The organism is Paenibacillus sp. FSL R5-0887 (assembly GCF_038002305.1).
GTDB classification, from domain to species: Bacteria; Bacillota; Bacilli; order Paenibacillales; family Paenibacillaceae; genus Paenibacillus_AQ; species Paenibacillus_AQ odorifer.
Map to the genome: position 1 here is coordinate 1,814,187 of NZ_JBBOCE010000002.1, position 25,157 is coordinate 1,839,343.

A 25,157-nucleotide genomic window follows, 5' to 3' on the forward strand; every position below is an offset into this window, starting at 1 on the left:
TTTTAGGGAGAAATGAATACTAATTCAAATGCACAAGCACACGTTCCTGCCACAATTGAGGAATGGTTTTTGCCGTCTCTTCCCATACCTTGTAATCATCAACAGGCTTAGCGTTGACGTATTCTTCTTTTGGCAACAGCTTAGCTGCAACATCATCCGGCAACGTTACACTGTCACGGATCGGACGAGCATAACCTTTGGCAAGATTAATCTGTCCTTCATCGCTAAGGATGTATTGACGTGTAAGCTTCGCCGCGTTAGGATGCGGCGCATATTTGTTGATGATCGTGGCATACCCGCTCACGACACTGCCTTCCTGGGGAATGGCTACTGCGAAGCCATCTTTGTTGATCTGATCTCTATAGTTCAAAGCGTTGAAATCCCACAGCAGGGTAACTTCTACTTCCCCTTTTTCAATGTTGGCAAGGGAAGCTTCTGCATTGGAGAGACGTCCGTTTTTAGCTAAATCCTCGAAAAAAGCAATCCCCGGTTCAATGTTCGACTCGTCGCCACCAAAGGCAATCGCTGCGGCCAATACAGCCATCTGTGCTTGAGCAGCCTTGGTTACATCACCAACGATGATTTTGTAGTTACCGTTCTTCAGATCTTCCCAGCTCTTCGGTGGATTCGCCACGAGCTTAGTGTTAGTCAGAAAAGAAATGGTGCCTTGATAGCCGACGATCCAATTCCCGTCCTTATCCTTAGCCCAATCGGGGATTTCATCCCAGTAGGATGTTTTATAAGGCTGGGTTACCCCTTTATCCACGGCAACCGAGCCAAACGCAATCCCCACATCTCCGATGTCGGCCGTTGGTTTGTCTTTTTCCGCATCAAACTTGGCAATTTCCTCCGCGCTCGACATATCGGTATCCGAATGTGTAAGACCATACTTACTGTTCATATCACTCCATGTATCTTTCCAGTTCGCCCAAGAATCCGGCATCCCCACACTGACGATACTGCCCTCTTCTTTAGCTTTACTCTCGATCTCAGTCAGACTTAATTCTTTGGTGCCAGCCTTTCCATTCGTTGTTTCTTCAGCCTTGGCTGAATTTCCACAAGCAGCAAGCAACAGGACGAGCAAGGATAACATTAGACCCATCGATAATTGATTTTTGATCCCTTTTTTCATGATTTCCCCTTCACTCCTATTTCTTATTTGCGGGCTTCTTTATGTCCAACTGTTAGGCACCCAATTGCAGTATAGGCGTGTACTATTTTCGCGGCATTAAGGAGAATAGGAATATTTGTAAATAAAAAGAAACGACCTGTCGTCTTTTTAGATGACCGCCGTTTCCCTTAGAAATGTTTTTATGAAAATAATTACATTAATTACACTAAAATAGAACTTTACTGATGTATAGTAGTATTTATTCATAATAAGAAATGACCCTCAGAGGAGCTTGAAAAATGCCGTTTACAAAAATTCAGATGGTAACAGGTTTATTTCTATGTACTTTGCTTATCTCAGCTTGCAACAATGCAGCTACTCCTCCTAAAAATAACACGCCAGATACAAGTAATAAAATCATTCAAATAAACAGTGATCTTTACACCCTCCCATTACGTGATCAGAATACAGAACAATACAACTACGCTGTCAATACCTCTGCCGGTATCGTATGGTTGCCAGCCCCAAAAATGAACATTGCCCCTGGAACAGAAGCAAATCCATTTTATTTTCCAACAGAGCCATTCACTTTCTATTTAAGTTCTCCTAATGAAAAAACACTAGCTGTAGAAAAGTCCAAAAAGCTATTGACGTTACCTTTAAATGATGGCGATGCTGTTCTGGTGGTTAGCGGCGTTTTTGGATTAGATGATTATATCCTCTATCATACCTTTTCCATTTTCACTGATGGAGCTCAGCCGATACGAGAACAAGCTTGGGTGATGAAAGTAGACGATCCAACATCTAATAAAGAAATTGCTCAATTCCATTCATCTGGAGGTAAATTTTATAGTTATGCAGTTGATGAAAAAGAAAAACTTTATCTATCGGTTTCCATACTTCCTGGAAATGCAGATGGTAGCTATAGTTACGAAGTTTATATTTATAATCTTCTGACTGGCAACAAAGAAAAAATAAATGATTATTCTCTTAATCCCTCATCACTGGATTCCATCCAATTTACTTACAATAACAAAAAATATTCGTATAAACTTCAATCCAAGTAAAAAACTGCCCGACATTTCCAGGCAGTTTTACATGTATGAATATAACTACCGTCTACGCGCTGCCACACTGACAACACCGTATCTGTAAAGCACCTTCTTACCGAACCAGCCAAAAAGCCGATCCGTAAAGAAGCCCATAAAGCCAAGGCAGAATAACCCGACAAAGATCCAATCCGTACGGAAAAACAACCGGGAATTCCAGATCAGATAACCTACACCTTCGTTCGAAGCAATCATTTCCGCGCCGATAATCGCCATATATGAGGTGCCCATCGCTAACCGGATACCCGTAAAAATATAAGGGATCGTCGCCGGAACGACCACATGAATCAGAATTTGCCACTCACTGGCGCCCATACTGCGGGCTGAGCGGATTTTGTCTTCTTCCACGGACATCACACCGGTTAAAGTATTCAGCACCACGATAAAAAAGGTAGCGTACATAATTAACGCAATCTTCGACTGCTCCCCAATACCAAACCATACTAAGAACAATGTAATGAATGCAATCGGCGGGATAAAACGGATAAAGTTCAGGAAAGGCTCCGCAAAAATACGGATCAAGTTCACCTTCCCAATGATTAGCCCTACGGGAATCGCCAGTAAACTGCCGAGTACCCAACCAATGAGCACCCGGTAAAAGCTAATCCCGATATATTGCAGCAAGGTTCCGTCTTCCAGCAGCTCCCGTCCGCCCTTAAGTGTACTCCATGGTCCGGGGATCACATCGGGGCCATAGATTACAGCTCCAAGCTGCCAGACGCAGAACGCGGTAATCCATAGAAGGGTTACGGAAACCCACTTCTTCTCCACCCATTTTCTCATCTGTCTCACCCTATCCTATTCTTCGAAATGACCTTGAATTTGATTGTATAACGAGTAGAATTCCGGTGAGGTTACGTCCCGCGGATACGGCAGTGTATTATCATAAATATCCGTAATATTAGAAGACGGTCCTACGGACATAATGCCAATTCGTTCCCCCAGCAATAACGCCTCCTGAATATCATGAGTTACAAAAATCACCGTCTTATGTGTCTGGCGCCAAATGTTGACCAATTCCTTCTGCATCGTTCGGCGCGTCATCGCATCCAGCGCACCAAATGGCTCATCCATCAGCAGAATCGCTGGATCATTCGCCAGCACCCGAGCCAGCTGAACACGCTGCTTCATCCCCCCAGACAGCTCCTTCGGGAACTTCTCCTCATGCCCGTTCAGCCCAACAAGCCCGATGAACCTATCCGATATTGTGTGCCGTTCCGCCTTTGCGATTTTCTTCATCCGCAATCCGAACTCCACATTCTGACGAACGGTTAACCAAGGGAATAAGGAGGAATCCGCCTGCTGGAACACAACCGCCCGATCTCTGCCAGGCTTATTCACCTCTACATTATCCACCCGTAGATGCCCACCGGATTTGGAGACAAACCCGGCGATCATATTCAGCAGTGTTGATTTCCCGCAACCACTCGGCCCGAGCAGAACGAAGAATTGCCCACCTTTAATTACGAGATCTACATCTTTTATAATGTAGTGAACGTCCCCAGCAGTCGGTTCGCTGTAGCTTTTACGGAGCTGCTCAATATGAATGGTATGCTGCTTAGCAGGTAATGACATGCTGAACCCCCCTATTTCTTGTACGTAACCTCTTCTGGCAATGCCTTCGCCAGCGGCTCGAGATTCAGTTTACTATCCAGATCGAAATCCTTCTCAATGATTCCGTTGTCGACCATATATTTCTTCTGCTTGGTCAAACTGTCATACGCTGCTTGAGTAAATCCTAGTGCCCACGGATTATTCGGCAGATCTTTTATCGTTGATTCCTTAGGCTGCTTCACTTCCTTATACATCAGATCAGCAACCTCATCTGGGTGAGCCTGAGCATAGGCTCCGGCTTCATCCACCGCTGCTAGGAAATTCGCTATACCTTGCGGATTCTTAGTCGCAAAATCATTTCCCGTTACAATCCCCATCCCCAATCGAACCGTGGTTTTAGACATATCCGTCAGTTCATGAACACCTTTAAGTGCATAGAGCTTATCATTCAGAACCGAACCATAAAACCATGCTCCATCCACAGCACCTTGCTTCAAAGCGATATAAGCTTCATCAAAGGCACCCTGTCCTATTAACTCCACATCACCGAGAGCAGCATTATGCTCTTTCAAATATTCATCCCAAAGGTACGGAATGAAGGTGCCGCGTATGAAACTCAGCTTTTTCCCTTTCAAATCTTCAGCCTTCTGAATATCATCCTGTACGAACAATTTCCATTCAGTGGACGCTTCATCAGTCGCTAATCCCGCCGAGGCGATAATAGCATAATCGCCCTTCGCCACTGCGTTCAGCAAGGGGAAGTCTGCCCCGAAAGCCACATCCACCTGTTTAATAAAAAGGGCATTTACACCTTCCGCAGGGGAGCCAAAGTTGACCAGTTCAGCGTCAATCCCGTGTTTGGCAAAGATGCCTTTATCTAGTGCCACCCGAAAAGTGGGATTCGTATTGATGTCAGCAATTTTTATCTTTAATGTCTCTGCTTTGCTATTCGCCGCTCCCTCTTTAGCGGCATTAGAGGTAGCCGCGTCGCCCTTGGAGCTGCAGCCCGATAAAAGGATAACCACTGATAAAGATAAGAGCAGAAAGCTTGAGCTGATCCATGATTTTTTCAACCGACCCATCTCCTCAAATTTGTTAATTTACCTTGCGGCTGCTGCCTTCATCCGTCGTCGCTACACAAGCAGCTCCTTCAACAAATGGCAGGGTTGTCGCCACACTTACCACAGAATCCGATCCTTTAGGTGCAGACCCCGGGACTCTGAACTGCGTTACGTCTATTGGCTCAATCGCTTGTTCAACTGGCGTTTCCAGCTGTGGTACCCATGCATAAGGCACACGGTAGGAACGATAGACCATATTGGTATTTCTGGAGTCCGTAAATGGCGAAATATATTCCCATACCAGTTCATGTTCTGGCGTAACTTCAAAGAGTCTGCCGTTAGAACCTTCTGTAATTAAGGTGTTGCCATTCGGAAGCCGTTGAGCGGAGCTGATATATGGACTGTAGAATTTATAAGAATCGGTTGGGACAGAGAAACCTGCTTCTGCCGCTGTATATTGCCACTCTATCTCAAAAGTCACGGGATTAATCTCCAGAATTCGCGAGTGGTCGCGGAGTGCATTTTTTTGCCCAAAAGGAGAAGATGGATTTGGAAGACCATAACCGCCCCAGCCCCCGTTATCGAATACAAGTAAGTTGCCTTCTCCCGGCAAACCTTTCGGAATGATGTGCGCATGATGCTGGCCAATGATCCAGTCGATATGCTTCACTTCTGGCAGCGAGTAATCCGGACCGATTCTCCAAACGATGGCTCCGGTACGCTTATCCGTGATCGCAATAATATTTGCTTCACGCGCATCCCAGATCACGTTATCCGGATGGAAACGCTCATCCCCTGCATCGTAAAACTTATTGGGTCCTACATAAGAAGCCGAATTGATATGCAGCCAGTCTCCAACACCACCACCTAGATTTCCGAAAGAGCGTGAGTTAGGATCACGAAATAGTACATTTTTGGCCGCTTCATCAAAGCCTAGCTCATCAAAATGTTCATTTGGAGCCCACTCCCAGACGATATTCCCCTCCCAGTCCACCTCAAGGATCGTGTCATCAAGCAATTGTTTGTCGGAGATTTGAGGATTGTAGATGTTTTTATGAGCAAGAATTAGCGTTTTTCCACTGTCTACCTTGGGTTCAAGCCCCGGTGCAAAATATCCGACCGGATTGCCTTCGCGCTGATAGTCATGATGCTGGCGGGCATACCAGAGGGGTTCATAACCCGGATCTTCTATATGTTCATAGCTGTTATATTTCCACACGATGTTCCCATCCCAGTCCACCTGTACCAGATCTACATTATCCTGTATTCCGAATTTAGGATCTCTTCTTCCTGTGCTGCCTAGCACATAACCACCCGGGAAGATTTTAGCCGGAAATCCAAGCAGCCCCTTCCACAAATGCACCTCTTTACCGTTCATATCAATCAGTACAACACCTTCTTCACCAGCTTGAAATACGGTATAGCCACTCCAGGCTTTGTTAGGGTTATATACGGTTGCTCCAGTTGGATAAATGGTTGAATGTCCCATCGTTCATCTCTCCTACGTTCAATTTTTTTAGTAGCTAAGATAATTACTTTTTTTGGTGGTTGTTCGTGGCTTCTGTTCAAGGGTTGGAGAGGTCTCTGCATTCTCCTTGGCGAGCTTCAGCAGGATATCCGAGAATCCTTCCAAATTGCTAATGATCCGCTGATAAAAGTCATTTTGCTGCGCCAATTCCTCCTCCGTAAACCCCTCAAACAAAAGCGAAATACATCGTTCTCCGATGTTGCTGTTCTGCTCCGCCATCTTGCGGCCTTTACCCGTAATATCCAGCATTACCGTTCTACGATCGCCTTCTTTACGTCTGCGTACGGTATATCCACCCGCCTCAAGCTTATCGCTCAATGCGGTAATCGCACCTGAGGTGAAGTCTAGTTCATCCGCTAAATCTCCTAGCCTTTGTTCACCATCGCGAATGATTTTGTGCAGAATCAGCATGCCTGGTAAGGAGATACCTGCTACGGCGACTTTATCCCGCTCTTTCACGAATCTGCGAACCGCCTTGCGAAATGCCCAATCTGTCTCCTCCAGCTGTCTCCAATATTGTTCATTCATGGCTTACTAACCTCTGCTTTCTCCCAATCAGCCCATAAAAAAAGACTCCCAGCACCTACCCCTGACAAGGGAAAAGTACGGGAGCCTTTGGTGGTCCAATCAGCTCAGTTGAATTATTTCACTGTTCATTTAATTACTGTTTAAGTATTGGTGATATCATATACCCCTTTATTCCTACCTGTCAAGTAAGTATTTTATATATTCAAAAAAAGAACACCTTCAAAGGTGTCCTCCAACTCGGAAGCTTATAGACCACTTTCCAGTACAAGCGCATGGCTGTCTTCATCATAAACCTGCATAAAAGATGATACGGCCGGTAAATAACGCTCTAACTGGTAAATATATTTTACCCGACTCCTGAAGTGGCAGATTGGAGATATTTAATTTCACTTGCACTCCTTGCAATTTACTTTTATTTTGAAAGATTCTGAAAATTTAAAATTAATTCAAAAATATTATATATGAAAAATCATATGAATAGTGGAAATTTCCTTTTTACGTAGAAGAAAAAGGAGACTACACGCAAAAAAGACAAAAAGCAGGCCAGAGTCACCTCTGCCTGCCTTTGCCAACCTATCTTATAATTTGATTATTCCATATAACAGTTTTGCGATTTCAGCACGGGTCACTTTGCCACGAGGGTCAAAGTTATTGTCGCCCTTGCCGTCAAGGATTCCCTTTGCTTGCAAATCAATTACCGCTTGCTTCGCCCACTCAGATACACTATTCATATCCTTAAAGCTTGCAGCAGCAGCAACGGAAGCTTGCAATCCTGCTTTATACTGCATCAGTTTCTGCAGGACAACTGCCGCCTCCTCACGAGTAATCGCATCTTTAGGTCGGAACTTGCCATCACTGCCTTGGATCAATCCAAGCTGGACAGCTTTCTCTATCGACTGTGCATAATAAGCATCTTTAGATACATCTGCAAAAGCACTCTGTACGATAGCCCCATTTGCTTCATCCAATCCGAGAGAACGAACGGCCAGTGTAACAAAATCTGCACGGGTTACATTCGCCTGTGGTCCATAATGCGTATCGTCGATCCCTTTAATCACATGCTTAGCCGTCAGCTTGGAAATATACGACTCTGCCCAGTGACCAGCAGTATCCCTAAATTGCTTATGGTATTCCAGTACCGCAAAGGAGGAAAAGTGATTTGTTGTGAAGGTAACGGTATTATCCTTAAACACTCCACCCAAATATTCCAACGTGCTGCCATTTACATAATAGACACCCGCAAAATCTGTATCAAGCTTAGCAAGCTGTTCCTTAGTCAGCGTCAAGGTAATCGTAACAGCACCTTTAAGCTGGTGGATAGCCGTTTCTTTGCCTCCTGCAGATGTACTGAGGTTCAGCGTAACGTTAGCTCTGAATGGACTCATTCCAGCGTCATTGGCCTGTACAGATATCATACTCGTATCAATGCTTAGTAGCAGCATATCACTGCCTGCCGGAATGGCTGGTAAGGAGCTTGTTGGTATGCTCAAGGTAACGTTAGATGAAACAATATTCAAATTCAACTTCTTTTCGACAGCCTGTTGAACAGCGGCTGCATCAAGAGCAATTCTAATCTGATCTTGAGCCGGGGTTGCTCCGCCTGCGCTAATCTTTAGGCTTCCCCCTGTAGCAGCTTCCTCTATCAGTTTCTTCAAGGCTGACGGATCAGCTGTATACGTCCCATTACTTCCTAATGCCAGTTCAATGTTTCCCTTTCCCGCTCCAGGTGTGGCTGTAGGCGTTGGAGTCACTGTTGGCACTGGTGAAACTACCGGAGGTGCCGTTGTCACCTCTGGTGCTGGTGTCGGCGTCACTTCTGGCGATGGCGATACCTCTGGTGTCGGCGTTACCTCTGGTGTCGGTGTTGGTGTTGGTGTCACCTCTGGTGTCGGCATCACATCCTCTTTTCCAGTGTAAAAGCCCCAGATATCTGAAAGCACACTACCGGAGTGATCATCCTCAACCTTTGTATACCATTGGTAGTAGCTATCCGGATTCAGCTTACTCCAAGTGACCTGAGTCTCCGCGCCACTCTCTACTTGTGGATTGGCCGCAATTTCCTGGTCGCTGTAAACCTTGACTCCGATATAGTCGGTAGCCACACGTTTAGTCACAGGCTGTAAATCCAGATCCAGAACGAACTCATCTTTGCCTGGATATTCGTCTTCATCATAGTAGTTATAATCATCCAAATAAGGCGAATAAGTCTTCACGCGAAGTTTGTTATTAGCAACATCGAACTGAAGCAGACGGATATAGCCGAGTCCCCCTTCTTCAGCGCCTTGGTAATCTGCCAGCATTTGATAGACACTGCGGTCTGGAATACCGTCACCGTTATCATCCAGCTCGTCTACCTTAAGCTCAGCATCATGATAATGGCCGGACAGTGCTGCGATTACGTTTTTGTTAGGTTTCACAACCATCTCAAAAATCTTATCTGCAATAGGTGCACGGTTATTAGAAACCAGCAAGTATTCATGGAGACAAAGAATCGCTTTACGCTCTGGATAACGGGCAACGATCTCATTCATCCATTCGATTTCTTCCTCAGCCAATCCCCAGCCCATGTATACAATAACAAAATCATTTCCGTTCGCAGACACTAAATCGTAATGGCCCCTGTTGTTGTCATAAGAGCCACCGAAGGTCGGCATATTCTTGAATCTCCACTCTCCAAAATACTCCCAGAATTTCGTGTAATCCCCGGTTTGATGACCTACGTCATGATTACCCGCAAGAACACCATAAGGAATGTTAGCTTCCTCCAGAACCTTCATGTCCCGGTCAGCTTCCTTCCACTCATACTCCTGATAGGATTTATCCACGATATCTCCTGTATGAATAACATACTTCAGGTTCAAGCTCTCTTTGTTGTCAGCTATCCATTCTACATTTTTACGGTAAATGTAAGGGTAGCTCTGTGAATAATATTGTGTATCAGACATCCATACAAAAGAAAAGTCATACGTATCTTGTGTTACTGTTGGTGCTGTCTTAGCCACCGAAGCAATTTCGTCCTGAACCATTACTGCAATGCTATTTCCATTAGCATATTCTCCAGCTGTAACCGTGGATTTCAGCTCAAAATCCTCTGTTCCAGCGATTAAATGATCCAGCTGTACCCATTTTTGTTGAGTTGGACTCCATGCGTAGAGACTTACTTTACGTCCCGGCAACGAATTCCCTTTCCATTCAATATCTACACGATCTGACGCCTTAACCGACTCATCCAGCTTAATTTCATAACGCTGATAAGGGAATTGATCGACAGCATCATTAATTAAATATTGTCCGTCTACCGCACTTATTTTACTGTAGTCATCACTGCTAAGCGCTTGTTCGCCCGCAGGTACGGATTGTTTCGGCGGCTCTGTATCGGATGCGTTTATAAATCCAGCAAAGCCTTGCTCCGGATGGTTAGCATCGTACTTAAATCCTCTAAAGAAGGTAACGTTTATCTTATCCTGATTAGGATCTTCAACCTTAACCTTTAAAGTCGGATTAGTACCTACAGCGGTCTCCCAGTTTGTAGGAGAAATAAGCAGTGGCGCAAATGGATTCTCATTCGGTACATGGAATGTAATGACCTTTTCTGCCTGATTGCCAATCCTATCTAAGGCTGTGATAGAAAGCGTATGCTCCCCAGCCGATAACTTCCCGGATGAAGTAGCATAGGGCAGTTCAATAACATTACCATCCAGCTTCACGCTGACCTTATCTACACCCGCATAAGTATCCTTAACTTCAGCAGCAATTTCAAAATTGCCACGGTAAGTTTGTCCTTCTTCTATTGATGCTTTGATGGATGGTGGCGTGTTGTCAACAATTACGTTTGATGATACTTTCGTTCCACCTTCGGTAAGCGTTACTTTATGTTCTCCGTCAGTTGCTTCCTTAGTATTCCAGTTGTACGCCTTTGAACGGAACAAATCCGCTTTTAGATCAAACTGGAAGCCGAGGGATTCATGCTTACCTGCGCTGTCCCCCATCTTGATTTCCTTATCACGTTCTGCATAAGCCGGATCCCAAATTTCGGTACCATCTGCCAGCAGGAGACGAACATTTTTCACTTCAAAATCATCCTTATTCTCCTCAGGACGAGGATCAAATGGAGATGATTTAGAGCCCGCCCGAATGTAAATCACATTATCCGTACCCTTTTTTAAAGCGGCAGAAGAAATAGGAAAAGTCAATGTAGTATACGTAGTAATCGGGTCCATAAAGGTATACAGAATACTGGCATCTCCTAGTTCTTCCGGTCCCATCGTGATCGCATTTTTAAAATAATAGTCCACATTTTTAGCTTCAAATACAAAGTAGGCATCATTCTCCAGTGCATTATATGCCTCGTTATTGCCCAGTAACTTACTGTCAATGCTCAAGCCTAAGACATCAGCCTTAGCGGTGGCAGAGGTTCCCTTTACGGTCACGGAGCCATTGATCAACTGCCCTTCCTTCACATTCAAACGAAGGGGTGATTGATCCTGTCCTCCTGTAACTTTTACTTTCATTACTGGAGATTGTGTTTCATTCGTTCCATCAGAAACAACAAAGTAATACTGGATCTCATTTCTGCCAATCAAATCCGCAGAGGTCAATTTAAAGTGATACAAGCTGTCGTTGAAGTCTTGGGATAGATTGTGGCTAACAGCCTCCGGCTGCTTGTCCGAAGACACTCTAACTTCCACAGAAGTAACAGCTTTATTGTCATCAGCAAAAGCCTTCAAATCGAGACCCAGCGACTGATCAATCTCCGTTACGCCGGTCAGATCTTCTACTGTTGGTTTCTCTGTATCCGGCTCCACATGGATCGGTGTGTTTGGAAGTTGTGTTACATCCGTCTGGCCTGGTGACGGAACGGCTGACCCCGTACTGATCTTGAGCATTTTGCTCAGCCCATTCACAGGATACTTATATAGAAGGGCTTTATTCTCTTTGGTGTCATCACCTTTAGCTCCACCATCGTAGGTGAGGTCAGCATCATAATACGCAGAGGAAATCTCCTTCTCCGTATTGCTCTTGATTACGACTGCCCGGCGGCCAGAGTTCGCCATACCATCGCTTTTGATCAAAAAGAGATTGGTGCCTTCAATTAAGTTTGTGTTGAATTCTGTATTGAAATCATTAGCAGTGTAAGTACTATTGGCACTATTAATAACCCAGAACACCACGGACTGCTGTGCAGGAATCAGAAAGTTCTCTGGCGTCGAAGGCCACTTCACATCGGAAGCGTTACCTTTATCAGGATAACGATAATAGACCTTGTAGTCCTTGAAATTAACAGGTGCATCAGTATTGTTATAGATCTCAATGAATTCAAAAGCGTCGCTGCTCGTTCCTTTTACATTCGTCGAATTCGGCAGCAGCTCTGTGATTAACAACGGCGGCACATTATTCGAATCGAACGCCGGCAGGTTCACATGAACAGAATAACTCTCTGTCACATTATTAACGCGGATGCTGTAATGCAGCTCCGGCTCTTCCAGCGCAGCTGCAGGAATCATTGCCGCATATTCACCCCCACCTTTTGAAGTCATGGTGATTACCGTATCTTTCGCCTGAGAAGGAGAGCCATACTGTAGCTTCACTACAGGCAGTGATCCATCTGCCCCGCTTTCCAGATTAGTAATCTTCGCACTGATAGGGAGATCGGCTGGATCGACACTACTCTGTGCAATATGTTCAATCACTGGCTGCTTGTTCCCAGGAACTAGCTCAGGCACTTGTTCTGCCTCTACGGTTCCAGGCGTAGCCACAACCGTTCCCGAATTCACCATGAGGTTCATAACGGAGCTATCTGCTTGCAAGTATTGATAGAAGATCCCGTTATTCTCCTTCACCTGTTCTTTTCCATAGGAAGCAGAAACAATTAGCGTATCTCCTGCTTTGCTTTTAATTTGTAAATTACGCGCAGAAGTGTTAGCCATCCCCCCGCCACCGTTGATCCGGAACAGATTCACTCCTTCCTGCAAAGCTGCAGAAGGATTAAAGTTTTTGATGAAATCCTCCGTAGGAACATTCAGATTATTGCCGTTCATAATCCAGAAAACAATATTTCCATGCGCCGGTATTACAGCATCACCATTAGGTGCCCATGTATCTTTGTCATTATAAAAGAAATAATAATCCTTAAAATTAACCGGCTTGTCCGTATTATTGTAGACCTCAACAAACTCGTAACCATCTACAGAGGTTCCATCTGTCCCTTTTACATTTTTAGTATCCGGAACAACTTCTGTAATCAGTAGCGCTCCTGGATTATTAGGTACCGCGTACACCTCTGCCATTACAGTCGGTTGACTTAAAAGCGTGTCGAGCTCAACCTGTTCATCAAAATGCGCCTCTAATTCGGAAGATGTCTGCTCCGTCTCCAGCTGCTGCTCTTCGGCATATCCTGCTGGAGCCATGATTCCCAACATCAAACTGCTGGCAATTATGCTGGAAAATAAACGTTTAGCTTTTGCTGTTATTCTCAAAACTCCGAACACTCCCCATTTGTTTGATTGTGATTCAATGCATAAATATGCAATGAAGCTCATCTGGAAAGTATACCTGCGGTGTATTATCGCTATATCATAGCCGTGTTAAATCTTTAGGTTATTTTTAATATTGCTTAAGCTTCAGTTCAGCTTCGCGGGTTACAATATAACTAGTTAGAACCCATTTTAAACGATACTTTAGACGGATGCTTAAGCAAGATAAGTTATTGCAGAACAAGAAAAGAGGACTCTAATGGATATAAAAAGAGTGATCATAGTCGGAACGGTAGTTGTAGTGATGTCTTTCGGAAATGCTTGGACTAGTCTTACCGCTAATGCAAGTTCGCCTGTAAAATGGTCCACGGCAGAGGTCGCGGATCAAGACGAATTATTGGAGGTACTTAACCAGCCAACGGACGAGGATCTATACGAGGCCATATATGACGGTAAGTCACTTCAAGATATTGCATCAGAACAAGGCCAAGATATTGAAGCTGTAATCGATCTGCAGGTTGCCCAGCTAACGGATCAATTGGATTCACGGTTAGCCGCTGGAAGCATAACAACCGAGCAGTATGCGGCATATAAAGCGGAGCTGAGGGACATCGTTTCAGATAGTGTCCATACTTCCTTCGGTTAAGGGAATACATACAGCGACGCTGTAACATACACACAAAAAAACCGGCTAAATGGATCTTCCATTTAGCCGGTTTTTGTATATTTAACACTTATTTTATAACAGAATCCCTAAGTTCCTATCTTGTTCTCTCTGTTAATCTCCAGAATATCAAGGAAGAATACAAAGATCGGAATCCCCAGAATCAGACCCCATACCCCGAGATAATGCTCAGAGAATAACAACACGATAAACGTATAGAACATAGGCAAATTCATTTTGGATGACATCAGTTTAGGATTTAGGAAGTAGCCTTCTACAAAATGCAGTACGGCAATCATTGCCAGTACGTATATCGTCATGACTAGGCCACCAATATTGTAACCAATAATACAAAGTGGGATTAGCGAGATAACAAAACCTACTACCGGAATTAAACTGAGCAAGAAGATCATAATGGATAATGCGAAAAGGTAAGGAAAACCTAAAATCCAGAGTCCGATCACCGTAAAGCATGTATTAAACAACGCGATCAGAATTTGTGCTTCGATCACTTTTCCGAAAGAGGAGATAAATTTTCTGCCAAAATACTCAAGCTCTACATAGAACCAAGAGATTTTGCTCTCTTTAAGGCGGGAAGTGAAACTAACGATCCTGTTCTTCTCAAGTATAAATACAAAGCTCAAAATGGTTGATAAAACAAAGCTGGTGCCCCAATTGCTTATTTTCAAGACATATTCAATACCGTCTTTCATGTACGACTGATAGTTCAAATCCTTAAGCTGGGCGAATATATACTGCACAATATCATTCTGCGGGATGTTCTCAGGGGTCAAATTGGTCAAAAAATTCGTTAACTGTTTAATCTGTATGAAAACCTTAGGCAGATAATTAACGAGGGTTATGACAATTACAGCGATTAAGGCAAGGTATAGAATAACAATAATCACTTTGCTGTTAACTGCTACATATTTGTTAATGCGCTTCGTGAGCAGCACTTGAAAGCTATTCATTACATACGCAATCAAAAACGTCAACAGTACCAAATTAAGCATATCTCTAATACTGAATAGCAGTAGAGCAACCAATCCTAAAATCAAAAAACGCCGGACCGTTAAATTTGCGTAATAACGCTTAAACAATTCCATCAGTTCTCTCCATTCGCCTACCAATTAGTACTCTGTTTATAGTCTACAGTAAGGAATTCACTTATAGCAACTAGTGATTCGCCTAAAATGACGAATTTACTCACTTTTTGTAATCTCATCATCAATAAAAGTGACACTTTTCATGCTCCTGCATCCATATGAGTCAATTCAACGATTCGGCGTTTCGGATCATATTTCATATCTATATGCAGATCTTTGCATAATTGATGAAATGGAACCATCAAGGTTCCCTTCCTCATTTCAGGAGAATTCCTTACCATATTCACCTTTTGGTTGTTCAAGGTCAATTCCATAGGCAAATCGATATGCTTCATCTGATCAAGCGTCAACGCAGCGGTAAGTGTCTCACTTCCCCCGTTAATTCGTGCGGCATTCCGATCCGCTCTGGTGTTAATCCCATCCTCAATTTTGAAGGTCAGCGAAATCCCTAGCGAATCACAAACAGCCAGCAATCTGTCATTGTAGGACCCATAAGGAAAAGCAATCGCCGAATCCGTATTGCCCAATTCTTCCTTCAGCCTTTGCTCCGCCTTAGCCAGATCACGTGTAACTCTGCTGTAGTATTCGACATTCATCTCATTCCTGTTCTCATCATCAACATATAACAAGGCACTTGCAGCTGGCCGCTGCCCGCCCTCGGCATCGACAATCCCATAATGGTGCAAATCATAGGTATGACTATAAAATCCCATCCCAGCATGCTTCATTTCCCGCATTTGCTCCCAAGTGAGCTTCGGTACGCTATTCGGATCTGGGTGATCTATTGTAGATACGATAACAAAATTAACGGCTGTATATCCGTATTTTTGCAAAACGGGGAACGCCAATTTATAGAAACTCTCATATCCATCATCAAAGGTCAGCAGCACTGCATTGTCCGGAACTGCGCCGTTATTCAGCATAAATTCGCGGTATTCCGCCATGGTGATCACATGAAAACCTTCCTGCTTCAGCAGATTCATTTGATCATCAAACCGATCAACCGATAACACCCAAGGAAACTGTGGCATGGGCTTCTCAGAAAGATGATGATACATCAGCACAGCCACCTGATCTCTGTAGTAAATACCTTTTGGAAGAGGGCCAGATTTCTGCCACCCGATTTGTGTATTTAGTGCCTGTTCAGCTACTGCCTTCGGGATCATAAGATCATCAGGCGAGGCTGGATTGGCAGCTATCGTCTTTATCATTTGACCATTTACGTTAATAGTTATTGTTGAAGGTTCACGTTGTGTATTCAAAATAGCAGCAAGGCTCAGCAGTAGAACTATGACAACAAGCAGCATATATTTTTTTGTTTTCAATCTCAGAATCTCCTTAACAACATTTCTTGTCCCTATGTAACTATATATTTTATGGAAGTTCCACCTGCTATTGGTTACATTTTCTTCTTATTTTTGTTTCTTTATCATAAAAAAGAGGGCGAACCTCAAGCCTGAACCGGCTTAAGGAACACCCCGCAAAAATGGAGATCTATATACAATTATGTACATCTATATGTGATTGTAGACGGTCTAGGACCTTCTCTTATCTGCGAAGTAATTCTCTTCCCCAAGCTCGTCCACGAACTGCTGCAGCCAATGATAATATTGAACGGCATGCTCCAGCTTCTCCAGATCCTTCAGGCAGAATTGCCGCTCCTCCTCAGACGTATCCACGGCTTGAACCAATCCCTCCAGCTCAGGAATGACAACGTCTAAAGCGTGCTTCATAACATCAATCTCCCGCTGTAGCTTCATCCCAAAAAAGTTCTTAAAGGTCTGAAAGAAATCTGTTTCCACTGCATACAGATCCTTTCGGTCCCGCTTCTCCTCCAGCTTAGTGACCATCTTGGAGGCCATCAAAGAACGGACTCCATAGCTCATATTACTCTTGCTCATATTCATCACATTCTTCATCTCTTCAAGCGTCATCGGACGGTCTTCAAAGAACATAATTCCATACAGCTGCCCGAATGAATAATTCGCACCATATAGGTCCATCGTCTGAGCAATCGCATCGATCATCGGACGCAGCAGCTGCTCGCGTGGAGATAAGTCTTTATTCTCTTCACCAAAGGCTACCTGTTTCATAGCTGCACCTTCATTCCACTTAGAATCTACCCTTCTATTTTACACAAAATAGCAACTACCTGCGCTAATCTCTTAAATTTTTACATAATCTCGCATCGATCTTTACGTCCACTTGACCACGCAGCCGCTCGATGAGTGTACAATTTTTTTTGAACGGAAGAGCTTGCCTCAGAATTATACCGCAAAAAACAGAAGATGGAATGGGGTATCGACAGAATAATGAAACGTTCGAGATTTATAGGGGAGTTGAAACCGGTGCTCTTCACCTTGCCGGCAATGATTCCATTCGTTGTATTTTGGCTAGCGCCATTACTTTATGTATTTTATCTCAGCTTTACCGAATGGGACTTCATGAGCCCTGAGAAAACCTTTGTCGGACTAACCAACTATCTGGATCTTTTCAGCAATCCTGCCTTCTATAAAGCACTTAGAGTGACTCTGTTATTCTGTGCCGGAAGTGTGCTGCCCGTTATTCTGATCGGACTTGGACTAGCACTCCTGATGAACGGGAAGCTGAAAGGCTCCACCCTATATCAGGTATTGCTGTTCTCCCCTTGGGTCACGCCGACCGTGGCTGTATCCATTGTCTGGTCCTGGATCTATGAACCCGAAATCGGCCTTGCCAATACTGTACTTGACCTCTTAGGTCTAGAAAAAATCGGTTGGCTTCAAGACCCTAAATGGGCGCTGCTTGGCGTTCTGCTCGTGACAATATGGAAATCGGTAGGCTGGGCGATGATTTTTTATTTGGTGGCACTACGCAATGTCCCTACAGATCTGCTGGAAGCAGCTCAACTGGATGGAGCAAATGCTGTTCAAAAATTCAGCCGTATTACTTTACCGCTAATCTCGCCAACGACACTGTTTCTGTTCATCGTACAGATCATCGGGGCGTTACAGGCTTACGACCAGATTAACGTACTTACACAAGGTGGACCGTCGGGATCAACACGTACCTTGCTCTATATGTATTATCAGTCTGCCTTTGAAGCCTTTCAGATTGGAGAAGCCTCTAGTGTCGCAATGGTTCTGGTATTTATATGTATGCTGCTATCCGTAGTCTCGCTAGAGGTTAGTAAACGGACAACCCATTATCAATAACAACTGCTGTAAAGGAGAACGACTGATGAATGCAACGATCGTACGCGCGGGCAAGCTGACCCGCCATCTATTTTTTACAGCTATTGCACTGATCATGGCCTTCCCCTTCTATTGGATGGTCACCAGCGCCTTAAAAACCAATGATGAAATCTGGCAGTCTCCGCCCACAATTTGGCCTAAGGATCCGCTGTGGAGTAATTTTTCAGCCGCCTGGCACGAAGCCCCTTTCTTCAGATATATGGGCAATAGCATATTTGTCGCTGTGTCGATTGTTATTCTGCAGGTCATAAATTCCGGGATGATGGCCTATGCGCTTACGCATATGAAATTCCGCTTCAGAGGGCTGTTCTCAGGCGTTATTCTTTTCGGCTATATGGTTCCAGCCACCGCTGTTTATCTTCCCGGATATTTGGTATTGTCCCAGCTCCATCTACTGGATTCATATGCCGGATTAATTCTATCCAACTGTGTAAGTGTCTTCTCCATCTTTCTAATTCGCCAAGCCTTCCTTCAGGTTCCCCATGAGCTGGTGGAGGCTGGAGAAGTGGACGGTTCCTCACATATGCGGATTCTGTGGACCATTCTTGTCCCCATTACACGTTCTTCCTTTGCTGTGCTAGCCCTGATCACCTTCATTGATCAGTACAATAACTATTTCTGGCCGATGCTGATCACCAAAGACCCTAATCTCCAGCTAGTCTCGGCGGGTCTGCGTAGTTTCTTTACTCAAGGAGGTGCTTACGGATTAAAATGGCCGCTGATCATGGCCGCTAGCGCATTCACCATCGCCCCGTTGCTGCTAGTATTTCTACTAGCTCAGAAAACGATCATGCAAAGTGTCAATATGACCGCTGGTTCCAGCAAAGGATAAGCTAACAATTCTATTTTAATAAGAGGAGAATGATGATGAACGTATTGAAGAGACTGTCCACCCTGTCTTTGGTTGCCGGATTTACAATGTTAACAGCTTGCGGAGGAAATGCGAATACAGGCAATGTTACAGCGGCGAATGGAGCTTCTTCCTCCCCCTCCACAGAGGCTGCACCCACACAAAATGCACCGGTAACAATTGAATTCTGGTATGGTCTCGGCGGCAAGCTTGGTGAGAATATGGAGGCACTGATTCAGAAATTTAATACCTCTCAGCAAGAGGTCATTGTCAAAGGTATCGCGCAGGCAGACTACACGGAAACCGAACAGAAGCTGCAAGCAGCTATCGCTACAGGGAAAGTGCCTGCGGCTGCTCTCTCCTCCAATGTAGATTGGGCCCGTAAAGGATATTTCGCTCCGATAGACGAGCTTATGGCACTGGAGCCAGATTTCAATAAAGAGGATTTTGTCCAAACCTTTCTAAATCAGGGCCAGGTTGATGGTAAGCAATACTTCCTGCCGATGTATGGAACAACGCAGGTCATGTACTATCGCAAAGATGTTTTTGAGAAGAATGGAATTGATGCGAGCACACTAAAGACTTGGGAAGATCTGGCTGCCGCAGCTGCGAAAATGACAGTGAAGGACGGCGGCAAAACCACCCTTTATGGTTGGGAGCCTATGTGGGGTTCAGGGAACATGATTGATGCCGTACTCAGCAAAGGAGGCACTATCCTTAGTGAGGATGGAAAACAAGTTATGGTCGACTCTAAAGAGTGGATTGAAACCTGGGATTTGTTCCGCAAGTGGATTCACGAGGATAAGATCATGCGGATTCATTCCGGCGGTCAAGGCTGGGAGTATTGGTACAAGACGATTGACGATGTAATGAAGGGTCAAGCCGCAGGCTACACCGGCTCCAGCGGCGATCAGGGCGACTTGGACTTCAGCATTGTTTCGGCTATGGAGCAGCCAGGCTGGGCTGGGATCGGTGAGGGCAAACCCGTAGCCCAAGCACTTATGGCCGGCATTCTATCCAAAGCTAACGACAGTGAAAAGGAAGCAGCTATGAAATGGCTAACCTACTTCACAAATGCTGAGAATACTGCGTCCTGGTCCATTAATACGGGATATATTTCGGTGCGCCAATCCGCATTGCAAGACCCGGCATTTGTGTCATTCAGCGAAAGTAATCCACAGATTAGGGTCCCATTGATGCAAGCTTCTCATGGTTCTGCACCTTTCCAAGACCCAACTGGCGGCAAAATTAACGATGCGTTGACAATCGCCGCAGATAAGGTGCAGATTGAGAATATCCCAGCAGCACAAGCACTTAAGGAAGCACAAGAAACGGCACAAGCAGCGCTTGATAAATTAAAATAAAGGGCGGTGGACTTCATGTCTGAGCTCATCACTCCACAAGGCAGATATGCTGTAGCAGCTATTCTATTCGATAAGGATGGTACGCTGCTCCAGTTCGTATCCCTCTGGGGCAGCTGGGGCGAATGTTTTTTAGAGAGATTCACGAAGTATATGAAGGAAAAAGGACTACAGATTGCAGAAGAGCAGCTCCCTGCATTAATGGGAACTGTACACAATGCCCAGGGGAGCATTATCGATTATGATCGCAACGGACCGCTGGCTATGGGGACTATGAGTGATCTTTATGCCATTCTGTCATGGCAGGGTTATCTGCAAGGTTTATGTTGGGCGGAGTCCATGGAGCTTGTCCATCAATGCCGTCTCGAAGCGGATGTTAGGTTAGAAGAGAAACGCCCCGTTCACTCCCTTCCGGGACTTCATCGTTTTCTTGATGAGTGTGTGAGTGCAGGCATTCCTCTCGCCGTGGTGACCGCAGATGAAACAGAGGCCGCAGACAAACATCTCCAATGGCTTGGCATACGGCATTATTTCTCCGAGGTAATTGGAACAGATCTTGTGGATCAGGGTAAACCTTTCCCCGACATGGTGCAGCTTGCCTGCAAAAGGTTAGCCGTGGAACCCGCGCACACAGCAGTTATCGGTGATACTAATGGGGATATGCGAATGGCTAAAGCAGCGGGTGTACAGGTAGCTATCGGCCTAGCAGAAAGCGACGGTACTAGTGCTTCAACACATATTCTCCCGGATGCAGATCTCATTGTACAATCTTACGCTGAGCTCAGAATTGAGGTTACTTCCCTGTGAGAATAGAAGGAATATGGGCATGGATGTTTCTGGCGCTGGCTATTGTGTTCGAACTCTCAGGGACCCTCTCAATGAAAATATCTCAAGGGTTCACCCAGCTCTGGCCTTCCGTGCTTATGTTCCTGTTCTATGGAGCCAGCTTCACCTCCCTGAATTATGCTCTCACCTCTATTAAGGTAGGCGTAGCTTATGCGATATGGTCAGGAGCGGGAATCATCCTGATTTCCTTCATAGGAACCCTGTTCTTTGAAGAAAAGCTAACCCTATCCTCACTACTTTGGATAGCCGTCATCATTGTCGGGATCATAGGACTGAATATTAGCGGCAAGACGCATTAGCGAACAGCAACAGTATTGGATAGGTTCATAGATGAAGGAGGATGCCCAAACATGAGTACGAACACATCACCTGAAGATAAACCAGTTATCACCTTTCAGATCATTACGGATACCCATGTCACTGCTGACCGCAATCATGAGTACAATCTTAACTTCGAGCTGGCTCTCCGTGATATAGCAGCGCATGGGGAAGGCAGCAGCGGGATTATGCATATCGGTGATGTCACAGACCACGGCTTCCCTGCTGAATACGAAGAAATGCTTCGTATCCTCAAACAATACAAAACCGAACTGCCCGGGATTACCTTTACCTTAGGCAATCATGATGTGGGCCTCGGAAATTGGGAATCACGTTTAGGAATGTATACGTCACAGACCGGAATGTCCGGACCCTATCATGATCACTGGGTCAATGGCTATCATTTTATTATGCTAGGGACAGAACAAGGATTGCCCAAATTCTGTGATCTTTCTTCTGAACAGCTTGATTGGCTGGAGCATAAGCTTGGAGAACAAGCTTCACCAGATCAGCCTATCTTTCTCTTCCTGCATCAACCGCTTAAAGACACCGTAGCCGGATCGCTGGAATCGCAGGATTGGTATGGTGTCACACAAGATACGGAATTAAAAGAAATCCTGTCGAGATACCCTCAGACCTTGTTATTCACTGGACATACCCATTGGGAGCTGGAGGTAGACAACACTATGTTCCCTGGCGATGGAGAGATCGCAACGATGTTTAATGCTGCTTCTGTCGCCTATCTTTGGACTAATGAAGATAAACATAAAGAGGGCAGCCAAGGCTTCTATGTAGAAGTGTATAGCGATAATGTGCTTGTCCGGGGCAGAGATTTTAAGACAGGAAGCTGGATTGAGGCTGCACACTATGAGGTATTTTACCCAGCGGTAAGCGTATATTAAAGATAAGCATTTAAGCGAGAAATATAACAAAAAAACGATTGTGCACAGGGAGTCCTTCCCCGCAACAATCGTTTTTTACTGTAGCTATTCAGCTTAACGTCCAATCGGTGCAATCCGGTAGACAGCTGTATCTCCAAACGCTGCCTTCGTATCGCTCTCGATCTGCCAACCGAAGGATAACACAGAAGCCAAACGTTCCTTCTCGGCCAAGGTTAAAGCCACCTCAGCGGCTTCCTTACCTTCCTCAAGCTCCAGAGCCGCTTCTTTGCCCAGAGCTACCCATATCCAGCTGCGAATCCCACGAATCGTGTTGTATTTAATCTGATAGCCTGTCTTCACCGCTTGCCCGAACAACTCCGGCTGCTCTGACTGCAATGTGGTCAGCTGCTTATAATCAAATTGGTATTCGCTCTCGTCAACGGGCAAATCGCCCTCTGCCACTTTACGAAGAATATCCTCATCAGACCACCCCAAGGAGCGGAGTGATTCCACCAATAACGCATCCCACTGGGATAACTTTACCCGGTTTAAGTTCTCTGACATTCTGATCCCTCCCAATCTATATATAGAGTCTAATCATACCGTAAAATCATAAGCAACATAATGGCCCGGACTTACTTCCTGTAGTGTGGAAGTCTCAGCTCTGCCATACTCTTGCGAATATCCGTCTAAAATAATTCTCTGATTGGCCCGCCGGGGATCCGTCTCCAAGATGGAAGACAGCAGCGCCTTTGTATAAGGATGAATAGGATTCTCGTACAGCTCATCACTTTCGGCTACCTCCACTAGACGACCGCCATACATCACGCCGATCCGGTCAGAAATATGCCGTACCATCGACAGATCATGTGCGACAAAGAGATAGGTCAAGCCGAATTCGGACTGCAAATCCTCCAGCATGTTCACTACCTGAGCCTGGACAGACACGTCCAGCGCTGAGATCGGTTCATCACACACAACAAATTCAGGTCTTACGGACAATGCTCTGGCAATCGAAATCCGCTGGCGTTGGCCACCGCTGAATTCATGCGGGAAGCGGTAGAGATGTTCTCTTTTTAAACCTACCTTTTCCAGCAATGCCGCAACAGCTTCTTTGCGTTCTTCACCTTCGTGGATACCGTGGATTTTCATCGGCTCACTGATCAGATCAAGCACACTTAAGCTTGGATTAAGTGATGAATAGGGATCTTGGAAGATCGACTGAATGCGTCTGCGAAAAGGTTTTAGCTGCTTCTCTCCAAGCTTGCTCAGCGGCTGCCCGTCAAAAGACACTTCACCGTCTGTGTAGTCATATAAGCGCAGCAAGCAGCGTCCAACCGTGGACTTACCGCTTCCCGACTCTCCAACCAGCCCAAAGGTCTCTCCCTGTCGTATCTGAAAGCTTACGCCATCTACTGCCTTAAGCACCGATGTATCGCGTCCCCACATATCCTTGCCTTTGGAGAAATGTTTTTTGAGATTATTTACGTCCACTAGAATCTTATTGTCACTCAACCGAACCGCTCCCTTCAACGCCAGCTACAGCTGGAGTCTCCTGCACACCATCTGCTAACCAGCACATCGAACGGTGACCGGGCGATAATTCGATTACCGGAGGACGTTCGCTGCAACGGGCAAAAGCATTAGGGCAACGTTCCATAAAGGGACAGCCAGAAGGAGGATTCAACAAATCCGGAGGTGTGCCTTCGATTGGAATTAGACGTTCACGCGATTTGCCGTCACGTTTCGGAATCGAGCGAAGCAGACCTTTCGTGTAAGGATGCTGTGGGCGATAAAAAATATCCTCCACCGTACCTTCCTCCATCACTAGTCCACCATACATTACGATAACCCGTGTACATACCTGAGCCACCACACCCAAATCATGAGTGATCAGCGCTATAGCTGTACTGGTATTATTTTTTAGCTCTTTAAAAAGATCAAGAATTTGGGCCTGTATTGTTACATCAAGCGCAGTTGTCGGCTCATCCGCAATCAATAGCTCTGGCTGGCAGGAAAGAGCCATAGCGATCATGACCCGCTGCCGCATCCCGCCGCTGAATTCATGCGGATACTGCTGCAGCCGCTGCTCAGGATTATTAATGCCCACCTGCCGCAGGATACTTGCTGCCTCTTTAAACGCTGCTTCCTTATTTAAGCCGCGATGCCGCCGGATGACCTCCGTAAGCTGCTGGCCGATTTTTTTCACAGGATTAAGAGAAGTCATGGGGTCCTGAAACACCATCGCTATACGGTTACCGCGCAGTTTTCTCCACTCTTTTTCCGAAAGGTTAGATAAATTGTCACCACGAAAATTAATATTTCCAGCGATAATTTTACCCGGAGGTGTAATCAACGACATAATCGCCTTCGCAGTTACACTTTTCCCGCTTCCGGATTCACCAACAATCCCTACCGTTTCTCCAGCATCTATATGAAAGCTAACGCCACGAACTGCCTGATTCTCTCCATCCCGAGTTTGGAAGGAAACCTTCAAATTCTCAACAGACAATAGCCGTTCCGTCATGATGTCT

Annotated in this window: 21 protein-coding genes; 8 read left to right on the forward strand and 13 right to left on the reverse strand. The window is 45.2% G+C overall.

What is annotated here, in order from left to right; all coding sequences use genetic code 11:
* Nucleotides 1-19: 19 nt before the first annotated feature.
* Nucleotides 20-1,132, reverse strand: a complete 1,113-nt coding sequence (locus MKY14_RS25905) for an ABC transporter substrate-binding protein (RefSeq protein ID WP_340977664.1) — start codon at nucleotides 1,130-1,132, stop codon at nucleotides 20-22.
* A 278-nt stretch (nucleotides 1,133-1,410) separates the two neighbouring features.
* Between MKY14_RS25905 and MKY14_RS25910 the strand changes: the two genes are divergently transcribed.
* Nucleotides 1,411-2,178, forward strand: coding sequence for a hypothetical protein (locus MKY14_RS25910; RefSeq protein WP_076310058.1), 768 nt, complete (start codon nucleotides 1,411-1,413; stop codon nucleotides 2,176-2,178).
* Nucleotides 2,179-2,223: 45 nt separating this feature from the next.
* On the opposite strand, the gene MKY14_RS25915 is transcribed toward MKY14_RS25910, so the two are convergent.
* The 6 genes from MKY14_RS25915 to MKY14_RS25940 all read right to left on the reverse strand — a co-directional run bounded on the left by MKY14_RS25915 (nucleotide 2,224) and on the right by MKY14_RS25940 (nucleotide 13,367).
* Nucleotides 2,224-3,003, reverse strand: coding sequence for an ABC transporter permease (locus tag MKY14_RS25915; protein ID WP_076307970.1), 780 nt, complete (start codon nucleotides 3,001-3,003; stop codon nucleotides 2,224-2,226).
* Between the two features lie 15 nt (nucleotides 3,004-3,018).
* Nucleotides 3,019-3,795: an ABC transporter ATP-binding protein gene (locus tag MKY14_RS25920; RefSeq protein WP_076220059.1), complete on the reverse strand. Its 777-nt coding sequence runs from the start codon at nucleotides 3,793-3,795 to the stop codon at nucleotides 3,019-3,021.
* Between the two features lie 11 nt (nucleotides 3,796-3,806).
* The gene (locus MKY14_RS25925) at nucleotides 3,807-4,856 is read right to left on the reverse strand and encodes an ABC transporter substrate-binding protein (protein WP_445669881.1); all 1,050 of its coding nucleotides are present in this window, start codon (nucleotides 4,854-4,856) and stop codon (nucleotides 3,807-3,809) included.
* Between the two features lie 13 nt (nucleotides 4,857-4,869).
* On the reverse strand, nucleotides 4,870-6,324 hold the full coding sequence (locus tag MKY14_RS25930; RefSeq protein ID WP_076127030.1) for an aryl-sulfate sulfotransferase: 1,455 nt from the start codon (nucleotides 6,322-6,324) through the stop codon (nucleotides 4,870-4,872).
* Between the two features lie 27 nt (nucleotides 6,325-6,351).
* On the reverse strand, nucleotides 6,352-6,891 hold the full coding sequence (locus MKY14_RS25935) for a MarR family winged helix-turn-helix transcriptional regulator (RefSeq protein ID WP_076275944.1): 540 nt from the start codon (nucleotides 6,889-6,891) through the stop codon (nucleotides 6,352-6,354).
* Nucleotides 6,892-7,469: 578 nt separating this feature from the next.
* On the reverse strand, nucleotides 7,470-13,367 hold the full coding sequence (locus MKY14_RS25940) for an S-layer homology domain-containing protein (protein ID WP_340977672.1): 5,898 nt from the start codon (nucleotides 13,365-13,367) through the stop codon (nucleotides 7,470-7,472).
* 256 nt (nucleotides 13,368-13,623) lie between these two features.
* On the opposite strand from MKY14_RS25940, the gene MKY14_RS25945 reads away from it, so the two are divergent.
* Entirely contained in the window at nucleotides 13,624-14,010 is a 387-nt protein-coding gene (locus MKY14_RS25945) for a hypothetical protein (protein ID WP_038568262.1), read from the forward strand.
* Nucleotides 14,011-14,117: 107 nt separating this feature from the next.
* Here MKY14_RS25945 and MKY14_RS25950 read toward each other — a convergent pair whose 3' ends face one another.
* The 3 genes from MKY14_RS25950 to MKY14_RS25960 form a co-directional block, all read right to left on the reverse strand.
* Nucleotides 14,118-15,134: an AI-2E family transporter gene (locus tag MKY14_RS25950; RefSeq protein WP_036687315.1), complete on the reverse strand. Its 1,017-nt coding sequence runs from the start codon at nucleotides 15,132-15,134 to the stop codon at nucleotides 14,118-14,120.
* A gap of 140 nt (nucleotides 15,135-15,274) precedes the next feature.
* Nucleotides 15,275-16,459 carry a polysaccharide deacetylase family protein gene (locus MKY14_RS25955; RefSeq protein ID WP_248549159.1) on the reverse strand — a complete coding sequence of 395 codons (1,185 nt, stop codon included), beginning with the start codon at nucleotides 16,457-16,459 and terminating at the stop codon, nucleotides 15,275-15,277.
* 210 nt (nucleotides 16,460-16,669) lie between these two features.
* Nucleotides 16,670-17,227 carry a GbsR/MarR family transcriptional regulator gene (locus MKY14_RS25960; RefSeq protein ID WP_076101159.1) on the reverse strand — a complete coding sequence of 186 codons (558 nt, stop codon included), beginning with the start codon at nucleotides 17,225-17,227 and terminating at the stop codon, nucleotides 16,670-16,672.
* Nucleotides 17,228-17,446: 219 nt separating this feature from the next.
* Here MKY14_RS25960 and MKY14_RS25965 point away from each other — a divergent pair, with 219 nt between their 5' ends.
* The 6 genes from MKY14_RS25965 to MKY14_RS25990 are packed head-to-tail and all read left to right on the forward strand — an operon-like array spanning nucleotide 17,447 to nucleotide 22,644.
* Entirely contained in the window at nucleotides 17,447-18,328 is an 882-nt protein-coding gene (locus tag MKY14_RS25965) for a carbohydrate ABC transporter permease (protein WP_076127023.1), read from the forward strand.
* A gap of 25 nt (nucleotides 18,329-18,353) precedes the next feature.
* Entirely contained in the window at nucleotides 18,354-19,199 is an 846-nt protein-coding gene (locus MKY14_RS25970; RefSeq protein ID WP_339189174.1) for a carbohydrate ABC transporter permease, read from the forward strand.
* Nucleotides 19,200-19,234: 35 nt separating this feature from the next.
* The gene (locus tag MKY14_RS25975; protein WP_340977674.1) at nucleotides 19,235-20,581 is read left to right on the forward strand and encodes an ABC transporter substrate-binding protein; all 1,347 of its coding nucleotides are present in this window, start codon (nucleotides 19,235-19,237) and stop codon (nucleotides 20,579-20,581) included.
* A gap of 15 nt (nucleotides 20,582-20,596) precedes the next feature.
* A complete protein-coding gene (locus tag MKY14_RS25980; protein ID WP_340977676.1) occupies nucleotides 20,597-21,385 on the forward strand; it encodes an HAD family hydrolase in 789 nt (262 codons plus the stop codon).
* Nucleotides 21,382-21,723: a DMT family transporter gene (locus MKY14_RS25985; protein ID WP_248549163.1), complete on the forward strand. Its 342-nt coding sequence runs from the start codon at nucleotides 21,382-21,384 to the stop codon at nucleotides 21,721-21,723. The genes MKY14_RS25980 and MKY14_RS25985 overlap by 4 nt, the downstream gene beginning before the upstream one ends.
* A gap of 51 nt (nucleotides 21,724-21,774) precedes the next feature.
* A complete protein-coding gene (locus tag MKY14_RS25990; protein WP_340977677.1) occupies nucleotides 21,775-22,644 on the forward strand; it encodes a metallophosphoesterase family protein in 870 nt (289 codons plus the stop codon).
* Nucleotides 22,645-22,737: 93 nt separating this feature from the next.
* Here the strand turns inward: MKY14_RS25990 and MKY14_RS25995 are convergent, their stop codons facing one another.
* The 3 genes from MKY14_RS25995 to MKY14_RS26005 are packed head-to-tail and all read right to left on the reverse strand — an operon-like array spanning nucleotide 22,738 to nucleotide 25,150.
* Complete coding sequence (locus MKY14_RS25995) at nucleotides 22,738-23,187, reverse strand: hypothetical protein (protein WP_339189166.1); 450 nt, start codon at nucleotides 23,185-23,187, stop codon at nucleotides 22,738-22,740.
* Nucleotides 23,188-23,220: 33 nt separating this feature from the next.
* Entirely contained in the window at nucleotides 23,221-24,138 is a 918-nt protein-coding gene (locus MKY14_RS26000) for an ABC transporter ATP-binding protein (protein WP_280753353.1), read from the reverse strand.
* Complete coding sequence (locus tag MKY14_RS26005; RefSeq protein WP_076127008.1) at nucleotides 24,131-25,150, reverse strand: ABC transporter ATP-binding protein; 1,020 nt, start codon at nucleotides 25,148-25,150, stop codon at nucleotides 24,131-24,133. Before MKY14_RS26005 ends, MKY14_RS26000 begins: the two co-directional genes overlap by 8 nt.
* Between the last annotated feature and the right edge of the window lie 7 nt (nucleotides 25,151-25,157).